This is a genomic window from Streptococcus humanilactis, assembly GCF_019448275.1.
Classification (GTDB): Bacteria; Bacillota; Bacilli; order Lactobacillales; family Streptococcaceae; genus Streptococcus; species Streptococcus humanilactis.
In genome coordinates this window covers 1-209 of the sequence record NZ_JAHXBZ010000062.1, presented here as the reverse complement: position 1 = coordinate 209, position 209 = coordinate 1, and the positions used below count along the sequence as shown (strand labels likewise).

At 42.1% G+C, this 209-nt stretch carries 1 protein-coding gene; it reads right to left on the bottom strand.

Annotation, left to right across the window (positions count from 1 at the left end; genetic code table 11):
- On the bottom strand, window positions 1-209 hold a 209-nt coding region (locus KV696_RS09870), incomplete at both ends, for a hypothetical protein (protein ID WP_373688306.1).

Sequence of the window (209 nt, the reverse complement as noted above, 5' to 3'; positions counted from 1 at the left end):
TCTTTTTCTGTCTTAGTCAAGTCTACACCTGGAATAACGGCTGTCTTACCTGATGGTGTTGTGACGGTAGTAGTACCATTGTTAGTTACTACTACTGTAGAGCCTGGGTTAACGGCTTTGACCTTGTCTTCGATCACTTTCTTCTCTTCTGGAGTTAAAGCGTTTGGATCAGATACAACTGTCTTATCGGCTGGTTTAACGATGTCATT